Annotated in this window: 7 protein-coding genes; 1 reads left to right on the top strand and 6 read right to left on the bottom strand. The window is 41.1% G+C overall.

The annotated features are described in order from the left end of the window. Positions 1-3 precede the first annotated feature (3 nt). Genes ACRRS1_RS04830 through ACRRS1_RS04810 form a run of 5 tightly spaced genes read right to left on the bottom strand, consistent with a single transcriptional unit; the run spans position 4 to position 7,813 of the window. Entirely contained in the window at positions 4-2,082 is a 2,079-nt protein-coding gene (locus tag ACRRS1_RS04830; RefSeq protein ID WP_432468286.1) for a TIGR03986 family type III CRISPR-associated RAMP protein, read from the bottom strand. Further along, entirely contained in the window at positions 2,082-2,597 is a 516-nt protein-coding gene (locus tag ACRRS1_RS04825; RefSeq protein WP_432468287.1) for a hypothetical protein, read from the bottom strand. The genes ACRRS1_RS04830 and ACRRS1_RS04825 overlap by 1 nt, the downstream gene beginning before the upstream one ends. Beyond that, entirely contained in the window at positions 2,590-4,029 is a 1,440-nt protein-coding gene (locus tag ACRRS1_RS04820; RefSeq protein ID WP_432468288.1) for an RAMP superfamily CRISPR-associated protein, read from the bottom strand. The genes ACRRS1_RS04825 and ACRRS1_RS04820 overlap by 8 nt, the downstream gene beginning before the upstream one ends. After that, entirely contained in the window at positions 4,026-6,140 is a 2,115-nt protein-coding gene (locus ACRRS1_RS04815) for an RAMP superfamily CRISPR-associated protein (protein ID WP_432464445.1), read from the bottom strand. Before ACRRS1_RS04815 ends, ACRRS1_RS04820 begins: the two co-directional genes overlap by 4 nt. Further along, positions 6,137-7,813, bottom strand: coding sequence for a Cas10/Cmr2 second palm domain-containing protein (locus tag ACRRS1_RS04810; RefSeq protein WP_432464444.1), 1,677 nt, complete (start codon positions 7,811-7,813; stop codon positions 6,137-6,139). The genes ACRRS1_RS04815 and ACRRS1_RS04810 overlap by 4 nt, the downstream gene beginning before the upstream one ends. Positions 7,814-8,096: 283 nt before the next feature. Here ACRRS1_RS04810 and ACRRS1_RS04805 point away from each other — a divergent pair, with 283 nt between their 5' ends. After that, on the top strand, positions 8,097-10,184 hold the full coding sequence (locus ACRRS1_RS04805; protein ID WP_432464443.1) for a putative Ig domain-containing protein: 2,088 nt from the start codon (positions 8,097-8,099) through the stop codon (positions 10,182-10,184). A 113-nt stretch (positions 10,185-10,297) separates the two neighbouring features. On the opposite strand, the gene csm6 is transcribed toward ACRRS1_RS04805, so the two are convergent. Then, on the bottom strand, positions 10,298-11,500 hold the full coding sequence (gene csm6, locus ACRRS1_RS04800) for a CRISPR-associated ring nuclease Csm6 (protein ID WP_432464442.1): 1,203 nt from the start codon (positions 11,498-11,500) through the stop codon (positions 10,298-10,300). Positions 11,501-11,950: the final 450 nt, after the last annotated feature.

The following is an 11,950-nucleotide window of genomic DNA, read 5'->3' as shown; positions in this document are numbered from 1 at the left end:
TCACTATAAAGGTGGTAATTTAGCGCTATCGAGCGCTATATTTTCAGGCGCTGGCTGTAACTTTGACTCTGGCGCCGGCGCTCTGCGCGCCTCACAATGACTTTGCCTCACTTTTTGGTGAAATTTAAAAGTTTTTCCATCTAATTGCGGATATTCTGCCAGTTGGTCAGGTAGGTATTCGTGTAATTTAAGCCAATGACGATATACTCGTTCGAGCTGCTTTATCAGATCCCCTCTTTCGTTGTCCTTCTCCTCTACCCTCTGTACAATTTCATTAATATATTTTCCGACAAGTTGCGAGAAATTCACCTCATTAAAAACTAAACCTTGCTCTCGCTTAGTATCTGGTTTTGCCACTTTGGCGATAGTATTGGCTTTGCAAATTGTGAGCTTAATACTACCAAAGCCTTGAGGACGTGCATTTCCCAACTTCAAGGCCAAATGATGATGTGTATTGATTATTAACTTCTTAATGCGTGGATTTTCTATATATGGAACAGCATCATGAATGAGCTGAGGAGAAAGAGCTAATAACAGACCACCTAGTTCAAACTCTGTCATAGCACGAAACTTTACATTAAAACGATAACGCTTACCTTTAGGCGTTACTCCACGACTTAATAAAGCATTTTGCTCACCGAATGATTGATTCGATTTTTCTTTTTTACTTTGCCAAAGCTTATTAAAGCCGTCTTGATGCCAATAGAATTTTCGACCTGCCAAGGTATATGCTTTATCTCTTACCTCTCCTGAAAACTGCAATGTACCATAACTATAAATAGGCCGCTTATAAGATTGAGTGATATAGAATTCGTAAGCGCTGGGTTTGGGTTGGCCACTTATATCAAGAGCAAACCAATGATCTTGCTCTGCTACGGTAGCACTATTATCTAATTGCTCTATTGCATGATTAAAACTTACTTTTCCTGCTTGCTTATCATCTTCATCATTATCACCACTAAAACCGAATATTGCCCTCGAAAGGTTAAGCTCAGTTGGCTTAGCGTCTAACTCAAACTCGAGGGGCTTTAACTGCTTTCTCCTTACGAAATTGCAGCCTTTTTCAGAAAACTGATGCAAGTTCGTAGTACTGCTTAAGTAAAGCCAATGGTAGTAATAGTTATTTCCGAACGACAGTATTGTCCAAGCTTCTTCTATGTTTATATCAACATAAAACAGAAAGCCAGGCTGCCAATGACTTAAGTCTCGAGCGGATTGTATTGATTGAACAACTTTGTCTAAGTCTTTCTCTATATCTAGCCCTGCTTTTTCAAATACAGCTTTGCTAATGTTTGGATTAGCACTACTTAAATGCCCGTTCTCTTTATCGCACAAGTGCTCTGTGGTTGCATTAAACTGTTGAATAATTTCAGGTTTAATAACTAATTCTTTGTAATTCTCACAGTATCGATTAAGCACATAAGCTTTAGATGAGTTATTTGTAGAATAAGATTTACTTGAAAACAGTCGAGCAAAGTAACCGTTTTTATCGGTATTGCTATAGTGAGAAAACTCTTCCATACCAGGTTGTCTAGAGGATTTTATGTTGTTTCTAGTATCTAACAGATCCGTAAGGACTCTTACTTTGAGCCTCCCTTCTGGTTGATTTAAAGTATTTTCTTCTACGACAGCCGCATAAACTTGGCAACGAGTATCACTATTTGACTTAGCTGGCTTTAAATTTGGTCTATAAGAAAACGTACGCTCTTGAACTCTAGCCATGGGCGTCAAACCAATCGCAGCTAAATTAGATGCCACCATCCCTTTTATCGATGAGCCCTGAATAAGCGTAAGTTTCTTGTGATGTAACTCTACTGTTTGAGGACTTATTACCTTTTTCCCTGGAGGGGCACTTCGACCAAATTTTTTATTAATTATTGAAGATAACGGTTCACTTACTTCGGCTTGGAAAGCACCAAAAATAGCTGGCGTTAGGGTCTCTATTTCACAATAGAGCTGGCCAGATAAACTATCATTACCTGGCTTACTGTGATCAATGCGTGGACTACGACTAATATTCGCGTTGAGTAAAGGCGATAAAACAGGAACAAAATGATAAGGGGGTTTTATGGTTTTACTCATTATTTGTGTTCCTTCAATACAAACTCGATTTCTGCGCGTTGATTTACGCACTCAACAAACTGCAAAGCACTATTGCTGAACCATAGGCTGGTTGGGGATTGTTCTTTTAATTTGATTAAATGATCAAACCTAACGCTTTTTTGCCATAAGTAAGGTGTTTTACTAACTTTGCTAGAAACAACATCAGCGACGACTTGCTTCATTAGTAATCCTTTGCCAGTTTGTAGTAGATGCAGCGTTTTGTTCTCGCTAAACCAGTAAGCTTCACTAAACTGCCAATCTTGGTTTAACTTTTCGAGCAATTGCCCCTTAGTCTTGTTGTCAAACATAGCAGGACATTTACTTGAATTGGGCTTAGCAATAGGCTCTACCCATAACAACCAGCTTTTTTCTAGTTTATTTAAAGCTTCAGTAAATCCACTTACACCTGAGCTGCATAGCAGTTGAAGCTGTTTACTTATTGCCCCTTCTAGCTGTACATCAGTTGTTTCACACTGCGTTAACTGATTAGTCATGCCCAACCCCTTGTTCATCCTGAAGGCTCACTGTTTGCTCTACCTGCAAACGTAACCACCCACTATCTACCCATTGTTTTCCACCTATAGGAAGAAAACCTTGTTTGGCGTAAGCAAACGCCCCCTCTAACAATGCTTGCTGTTCCATCAATTTAGCTTTGCTTTGATTTTCAAGGTGAATGTGGCAAGTAAACTCACCCTCTACCACGCTACAGCGAACAAATTTTGCACTCTCGAATACACCAGCGGTAAATTCGTCTTCGGCATGGTTATGCATGACAATGCCACTGGCTTTATCGCTACTTAACTGGGCGTCGCCTATATACAGGCCGCTGCTTTGTTCGGTAGAGCCAAATAGCGCTTCGAGCTGTTTTTGTATCTCGCTGTTCTCGCTTGGTTCGCGATACTCACTATTAAGGTTTCGTTGGATCTGGTGGCGTAATACACCACGAATGCTGCTGCCAGGAATAAAGGGCTGGCCTTGTTCGTTGTATACAAAAAAGTTGTCAGGGGTATCTTGAGGGTCGAGAGTATAGCCAGGGGGTACTTGGAAGAAATCTTGCCATTTAGCCTCGGCAGCGCCCAATCGAGGCTCCTCAAGTGAAAGTGGTTGCTCGGCACCATGGCCACCAATAAAAAAGCCATCTAGTCCCCACTCTTCTCCGGTTTCTAAATCTTTATTTGGCCCAGCACTTAAGGTGACTTGGTAACTCACTCGATGCAGGCTTGGCGAGGGGCGGCCGCTTTGGCTTATTTTAGGAATATAATGTTTGCTTGCGTCTTTATATAACTGCTTAAAAACATTCGCAGGGATGTCGCTATTATCAGGCCAGAGGCATACATCTTTAGTACGTAAACGCAGCGCATGTAGTTTTTCGAGCTTGAACCAACCTGTTCCGGCGACGGCCCTGCGACCAATAAACAGGCCATGTTGTTGCCAATGCAATAACACTGCATTGGCTAAGTTCTCGGCCTCACTATTACTATCGGCGAACTGGGTATCAAGCTCTAGCATAAACTGCCAGCTTGTCCCTCTTGGGATAACTTCCATGTCGAACAGTGCGCTGTTTTCGGCTGCCCCTGTTGCATCGTCTATTTTTACGTATTGGCGAAGCAAGGTTTGCGGCTGCTCAACTTGCCCATTTTGACTACCCACAATGTAACTATTAAAGGGTTTCCAATTGGATGGCTGTTTACTTTTATCGCCAAAGTCATCATTGCTGATACTTTTAGGCACTTTGTAACCTAAGGCCTTAGCGGTGGCCACCATAATACCCGCAAGGGCTGTGCCGCGAATGATAAACCGTCCTTGGCCATCTCTAGCACATGGCATATCTACTGAGCTGCTAATGTCGGTGCCGCCGGTACTCATGTCGGAAACTTGCTTTAAGATCCCGCTGTAAATTATTCGGTAAGCTTTATCTTGAGTCATTTTGCTTCCTTGTTAGCTTTTACCCGTTCGGCAGCCAAATCAACCAAAAGGTTAGAAAGAGAAAAGGCATCGGTTAATGTTGATATGTTGCTGAGTTCTTTTTTCCATTGCTTTAGTAATGTTCGATTGCCTTCCATAAACGCCTTTAAGCCCGCGGAAGATTGGCTTTCGTACTTGGCTAACAACTCGTTGATATCTTGCTTTGTAACCTTAGGCGTTTGTTGTCGCTCTAATCGCTTAAGGGCTGAGCCTAGGTTTAGCCATTGGCTTTTAGAACCGCTAATATTCTCTGTAAGTAAGCGGTTTACAATTGCATGATGCTGCTCTCGAATATTTTCTGATTTACTTTGACTATTCTTAGTTTTTAATTGTGGCTTAAGTCCGCCTTGGTACAACCAATATCGCCCCAAACCTTGTTGAGTTCGCTCGCCTACTGCATGCACTTCTTTTGAACAGGCTATGAGTGCGCTCACCAGTTCAGGATGCTCAACTCTAATAACACTGCCAGGAGCCAATACCGTAAGCGCCTTTTTAGGTAGGCCGGTGGCAAAATTAAAACCCGACAACGTACAGGTTTCTGAGCGACTCTCCCATTTACCAGCAAAACTTTCAGATTTAAATTGGTCTTCTAAGCCAAACACTTGAAGTACTAATTCTATTGAGAGCTCTTGTTCTGTTTGCAGATTTTGTTGGTTATAAATCAGCCACTCACTGGCTAGCACAAGGGTTATGCTGTTGGCTTGGGGTTCGAGTAAGCGATAGACTGGCTCTTTGCCTTCACAAACTTGTGTTTCAGTGATCTCGCAGGGGGCCATGCCTCGCCCCAGTAAAAAGGGGGTATTTTGCTGCTTTAGCTGGCTAAACCAGTTGGCTACCTTATTGGCCAGTTCGGGGCAATTAAAACTAAGGCTGGCATTAAAGTGGCTATTTTCTACTAACACTTCTTCACTAAATAATGCGGAATCGTCGTCAAGCTTTTGCTCATACTGGGTACGCACCGCATTACGCATGTGAATGCCCTTACTTTGCTTATGCACAAAACAGGTATTGGCATCGGAAGCATCTTTAAAGTAAAGGTAGCTTGGGGATTTATTACGCTTAAAGCTAGGTACTGCTTCATTTGGCTCAGTTGCTTTGGCGTTTAGGGTGTCTTTTAGCTGCTTGCTTGAGCCCTGTGCCCACCAAGGCAGTTTGCTGTTTGCTAGAGCACAAGCTTTACTTAGTTGCACACTGTGTGGCCAAGGCAGTGAACGGGTTTTGTCTGGCCCGGGATAGGCATTAGTTAAACCAACTTGGTAGTCGATGCCTTGATGTTCAATTAGCGCTTTAAATATGTCCTCTCGCTGACACAAGCGGGCTAAATTGGCTAAAGCCCCTCTTAGCTTACCACTGCTCACATAGTTGTCGGTTTTTATCACATTGCCAGGAACCTGGCTGGCCGGCAAACGCAACGGCTCGAGGTTAGTAAAGTTAAACCGCAAGTAACATGAACCTTGCGCAGCAATATTTAGAGGGGCGTTCTTATTAGCTTGATTTTTAGACTCACTCTCGGTGGCTTTGAGAAGTAAACCTCCAGCCCCTCGATTTCGGCTGGCTCCGATTCGGTCAATGCGCTTAAAAATTAGTTTTATTTTGTCTAGATATTCTTGATGAAGATGATCGGGGCTAAAAAGAGTTACTTTAGCAGTAAATGTACTTCCGGCTTTTACGTACTCTACTGCTCTTAAGGTGTCATCTTTTGGCGCTCGGTTTAGGTCATCGCCATTTTTCCCACGGGCTGAACTGCTCCAAACAATATAGGGCTCATCGGTTTCAGTATTGCTTAGGTCATTGTAATAAAAACTGCCAAATACAAGATTTGTGCCTTCTTGTTCCCCCAACTTACTGTTAAGTAGCTTGTCAAATATGGCTTTGTCTGAGCTGTTCTCATTAATACATAGATTGTATTTATCGGCAGCTTCTTTAAATAAACCTTTAATGTGTTGCCGAGATATAACGGGGTTTCCCTTCGCATCTTTGGCTTGCAGGCTATCGATAAGCTGATGCCCTAAGCCATTACCAGTATGCATATCGTCGAGCAGAGTTAAGTTTAAGTGCAGTGTGGTGATCATTTAGCGCTCTCCTTTACCGCTTCATCGGCTCGCGACAAATTACTAATTTCGAATAACTCGACTAAATCACTGATGCCGCTTATGTAGTGTTCTTCTTCGAGTTGCTGCCATAGTTGAGTTATTTCGCATTCATTTTTTAGATGATTTCTTAATGTTGTAGGTAAACCTTGCCAAATTCGTTCGGCATGCAAGCGGCCTTTGCCAAGCTCTTGCTGCAAGTAACGCAGTTGGCTGCGCGCCACTTGACCTTTTTGTTCGGCATCGGCTTTATTGTTTGCTGATCTTTTTATTTCTTTTACTAAGCCTTCGCTGTGACCTAATAGAGTGTTAAAACGACTTAAGGTATAGGGCTTTTGAGTGAGGTAGAGTGTTTCTGGCTTTTCGGCTTGGTATTTTACAATGGCATTTTTTTGCCGCTCTTCTATTGGGTCGCCCGCCCAGCTTTGAGTCACCACCTGCCAATCGAGCACTGAACATGGCGTGCTATCTTCATAGGCTCTTGCTAGCACCTTAGCGCTACTCGCTAATTCTTCTGCTACATGGTGCAGTCGGTAAAACGGCAGGTTATGTGAGGCAATTACCACACCCACGCCAAGCTGCATAGGCTTCCCATCATCCAGTTTTATCTGACTTAGTTCGTAATCAAGCTTTGTTATGAATGGCAGCGCATCTTTGGCACGACAGGCAAATAGAAGATCGTCTCCCCCCAGCATTAACAGTTGAAATGGTAAGGTTGCCTTAGCATTACTGTTTAAATCCCAATCAAATTGATTTTTGACGGCCTCATGGGTAGCAGTGCGCATAGCTTTGCGTGCAGAGTAAAAGAACTCTTCTGCCTTAGCTTGTTTATCTAGCCATGTATTAGCATTTTGATCTTTTAACCAAGTAGAAAAGCGATTGCCCATGCTGTTACCGTCGGCGACAATTAACGCGAGATAGTCTTTGCCGACAAGTTCGTCTAAATCTTTAGCTTGGCGCTGCGGTTCATTGCCAGTCCATTGCCGCATGAGTATGCTGGCAACATCTGCGGATTGTTCAGTGGGTTCTTTAGATACAAGCTTCCCCTTGGAATCTTTAAATTGCTCCCATATAAAGCTGCTTTTAAGTGAGCTAGCATTAGATTGAAATTGTTTACCTTTGTCTAGATGCTTTAACTGAGCTTCGGCAATGCCTTGCTCACTAAACTGACAAGGTTGAAAAATAGGTAAATTGGGAAACTCATCTGCTGAAAAATCACCTTGCTTTAGGTGTTCATCCTTGCCGCTATCAAGCTGTTCGATAGTACTTAAGGTAAAACTAACCTGTACACCAGGTAATTTCTGTTGAATTAACTGCTCAGCGTCAAACAGAAACTGTTCTGCCAATTTTTGACCAGAGAAAACGGCATAAAAGTGCCCGCCATCTCGGCTTAACACGCCTATTTTCCATAATTCATCAGGTTTATCAGCATAGAATTCGGCTGTGGCCTTATCGAGAGGGTCCTCGTCGAGTTTATTCAGTGAAGGAGGGGATATGGGTTGATAAAAACTATCATTTTGGTTATTAACCAGAGTAACAAGCTCTGCCCTCAATACATTACCAAGTAATGCATTTGCTCCCACCATATGTTTAAAACGAAATGACGAAAACAAAAATGTTTGTATTCGCTTAAATTCAAGCTTAACAACATACATGATAACAATCCTTATTTAAAATAAAAACACGACTCAATATCCTGTTTCATGCAACCCACAGCGAAAACTTGCGTAAGATTAAACCCTATTAATATGCAGCTTCCTATCCCACAAATCAATACGTAAATATTGATCACAAACAATACAATAGATTTTTTAAGAAATAACACAACAATAAATATTTAAAACTTGAAGACAAACTTGTAAGCCATTCCATCACTAAATAGCCAGGTTATTATTTAGCACCTAATAGAAACCTACAAATCACATGAAGGACTCTTCAATGAAATGGAATACAAAAGGTAAAGACTATAAAAACATTAACAGTAAGTTAGGATCCCTTAGCCTATTAGTAATTAGCCTAACACTAACAGCCTGCGGAGGAGGTAGTGAAGGTAGCAACCAAGTACCAGCGACTACCAACATTACGGTATTTGATGGCTTACTATCTAATGCACTACTTTGTATAGATAGCAATAGTAATATGCAGTGTGACAGCAACGAATATAGTTTACGCACTAATGACCAAGGCTTAGCTAAGATCCCCAATGATAACTACGACGACACTAGCCCATTATTAGTGACGGCCATAGCCAATGAAACCACCGACCTAGACCGTGGATTAGTGACTCAAAGTTATCAACTCTCGACCCCTGCTGGTTATAAGATAGTAAACCCTTACACCCATTTAATTCAGCAACTCATTATTGAGGGAGAAGATAGCGTAACCGCTAAACTAGAGATTGCTTCATTGTTAACCAGTTTAAGTAGCGAGGCCTCTGGACAAGATATACACTCAATGATTACCAGCAATTACCTACTACAGTCCGACTTGTTAGCCCAGCAGGTATTGTTAATTGGTGAAATGCTTACCGACCGCTACGCAACTAACAACGACAACGTGGCTACTTTACGCCTATTTACAGAGCAATTATCAACATTTATTAGTGCTTTTGACGCCAGCGAATTAGCTAATTTATCTCCTATTATTGAATTAAACGACGGCCAGTTTAGCTTTTCATATAACCACGCCCCTACAACACAAGGTAGCATTGCTGATCAGCAACTTGAATACTTAGGTGATGAGATAAGTAGCGTCAACTTAAGTGCTTATTTTGACGATGCCGATGGGGATACACTAAGCTACAGCTATAGCCCCGCTATCGCCGGTTTAAGTATCGAAAACGACTACTTACTAGGTACCCCCCAAACCGCAGGCAGCTATACTATAAGCATTTATGCCAGTGACTCTTATAGCCGCTCTGAGGCATTAAGCTTTAATTTAGTTGTTACCGACGAAGTACAAGCTGAACCGGAGGTACCTTCTTTTACTGGTTTTAAGGTAATAGGAACAACTCCGGAGCATAGCTGGGTATTTACTCATGCTGATTCCATCTACTTTGCAGACAGTAACGACGGTTTTTTAGACTTTGTACGTTTTGACAGCGACGGCACTCGTACCAGCTATAGTATTGAGTTTGATGGGAGCCTTGGCAGCTCTATCACTATGTACTTCGGTGATATCAACAATCCCACAAGTATAACTGAACGTCCTCTGCCCGCACCATTTAAGCTAAATGATGACTACTATTTCAGCTACTATGTTAAGTCTGTAGATGATAGTTATGAAGCAAAAATTCTCACTGTTGGATTTTCTGATACAGGTGTTCCACAGCTCAATGTACGTGAATTTAACTACGATTCAGACACTGACGAATTGGCTGATGCTTACCTAATGGCAGCTGTAGATAGTATCGATATAGTGGGTGATTACCAATGTCTAAACATTGTGCATAATAATAAAACCTATAGCCGTGTTGGAGAAACGATCTATGATTCAACAAATAAATCAAACACCTTTACCGTGAGTGAAAATATAAATGACGAGCTTGTGGAAACGCAGCTAAGCATAGTTCTACAAGATGTAGATGGTATGCCGGTAAGAGAATTAGCTAACGATGCAAAGTGCTTTTACCATGAAGAGCTCGATGGGTTGGTTATCGTGTCTCACTATCAAGGTACCAGTGACCAGTATGAACGCTATGATACTGCATTTGTTGTATACGCGTTTATCGATGGTAAAACCAATAAACTCACCACCATTAGCCAAAGTCACGAAAAGTATTTCGGTGTTAGCAACCTAGTAATAACTAAAGCAGCACATGGTGCTTATGTGTTACATAACGGTAAGGCATCTATGGATTTCAATATCAATAAACTAAGTGTAAATCCAATAGACATTCAATACCCCAGCGAAGTAGGCATTATCGTTAAATTTTTAGCTAATCCTAAATATAGTTATCGTACCACTAGCAATAAGTTCTTTGTTATTGACGATGACGACAACATTCTTTTTAGCATATTTAAATAAGCTAAAAAGGCACGAATGAAAAGCCAAGCAAACACTTGGCTTTAGTTATTTGCACTACAAAATACAAGCAATAAAAAAGAAGCCACCCTATATCAAATCTCTTTTAATAACATTCAGATAATAAATCTAACACTTTCTCGAGGCAGTTTGATTCCATACTTCGAAACTTTTTTGTTTGAACCATCCTTTTCTCTGCAAGACAAGATATCAAAATCGTAGTGCTCTGCTACCGTTTTAGGTAAAAAATTAAATAAGTAGGAACTTATTTGGTTCTTCCTATCATGGAAAAAAGTTGCTTTCATTCCATTTTCTAAGCCATTTAATTGAGCAGAACTTAAACCCTCGATTCTCGACGCCGATGCGATTAAACTATGCAAATCCCCTTGATTGTCTTGCAAACCATTAACCTTTAACATTACTTGTAAATAACTAATAGCAAGTATTTGGCAGGGTTTCTCTCTTGCTGGACATTCAAAGCCTTCATTGATATCTAACATGTCTTCTAGCATCATAAGATAAAATACAAAATTAGCTTTAGATAAAGAAATATCAACTCCTGAGCAAACCAACGTTAGCTTGGCTATATCAACTTCCAGCATCACAGGTTGGTTTATCGTGTTAGCAAGCTCAATACAATCAGAAAAAGATGACTCGCCTTGAAGCAAAAGCTTAGGCATTCCATCTCGTTGGCGAATAAAAGGAACGTTGGTAAGACGTACTGATGCTTTTGCTGCATCTATACTTCCGTTTGCAGTAAATATGGGATTTGAGTAAGGTGTCGGGTAGAAAAACTCACTACTTTCGTATTCACTATCAACAAATACATGACATAGGCTATCTTGTTGGCGGGCAAACAATGAAACCGCATAACCTAAATAGAAAGTCATGGTTTTTCTGCCTCCAGCCAAAGAGACACAGAGTGTTGGCTGTTCATCTTCAGTTAAACCTCTCACCAACTCCAGCAAATAATCAGCAACACTGGTAAGCTGCTGACTTGTTTGTGCATCGTCAATCACTTGCTCATATTGATCTTCAATCAGTAGTATATCTTTATCTAACAGCTCTATAGGTTTTAATGAATAGTCTGTGACTAACTGACTCAGCTTGCCTCTTCCACCTTGATGATCTAGCAGGTGGTCAACTACCGCTTGTTTGCCTGCCGGAGTTGTTATAATAATAACTTTAGTAAACTGAATTTTTTTTTGTTGATAGTGCGCATAAATGGTTTCAGTGACAATTTGTGGGCTGAGCCCAACCATAATTAACAAGGTAGCCTCTTTGGGCTTACCTTTATGCTCAACTAATTCTTGTTTCACTATTACCCCTTTGACTCTGTAACTACTCTTACCAGTTGTTTAGACTTTATCCAGCTAAGCAACAAACTGCAAGTAAGTCATTCAGCTTTAAGTTTGGAGAATTTCTATTTGTAGGGCGAGGGAAAGCAGCGGTAACTCCTGAAACAACATGATGCTCAAGCTTTTCAGTAGTTATCAAAAATTCGAATAGCTCTTTTAAGTAACCGCATAAACACTTGAATTAGCCTAATTGACCCCGAGCTTCTATTCGCTTAAGCGGGTGATGTTGGAATACCAATGCCTCACTCACCACTCTGGTTTGGGGGATTTATGAGGGGATCCGTTAGTACCTTACGAGAGAAGTCATGCACTAAAAATACACTCCATTTAACCACTCCGCTTCAGTATCCTTGGATGGAACACCATTTGTTTTCTTTACAATCGTTCTTACAAGAACCAACGGATAAATTT

Origin of the sequence: Agarivorans sp. Z349TD_8 (assembly GCF_050870825.2) — a bacterium.
GTDB lineage: Bacteria > Pseudomonadota > Gammaproteobacteria > Enterobacterales > Celerinatantimonadaceae > Agarivorans.
This window is presented reverse-complemented; position numbering and strand designations above follow the sequence as displayed.

Excerpts from the sequence above, each read along its gene's own strand:
- ACRRS1_RS04815 (WP_432464445.1), bottom strand. The coding sequence starts at position 6,140 with ATGATCACCACACTGCACTTAAACTTAACTCTGCTCGACGATATGCAT.
- ACRRS1_RS04805 (WP_432464443.1), top strand. The coding sequence starts at position 8,097 with ATGAAATGGAATACAAAAGGTAAAGACTATAAAAACATTAACAGTAAG.
- ACRRS1_RS04810 (WP_432464444.1), bottom strand. The coding sequence starts at position 7,813 with ATGTATGTTGTTAAGCTTGAATTTAAGCGAATACAAACATTTTTGTTT.
- ACRRS1_RS04830 (WP_432468286.1), bottom strand. The coding sequence starts at position 2,082 with ATGAGTAAAACCATAAAACCCCCTTATCATTTTGTTCCTGTTTTATCG.
- ACRRS1_RS04825 (WP_432468287.1), bottom strand. The coding sequence starts at position 2,597 with ATGACTAATCAGTTAACGCAGTGTGAAACAACTGATGTACAGCTAGAA.
- ACRRS1_RS04820 (WP_432468288.1), bottom strand. The coding sequence starts at position 4,029 with ATGACTCAAGATAAAGCTTACCGAATAATTTACAGCGGGATCTTAAAG.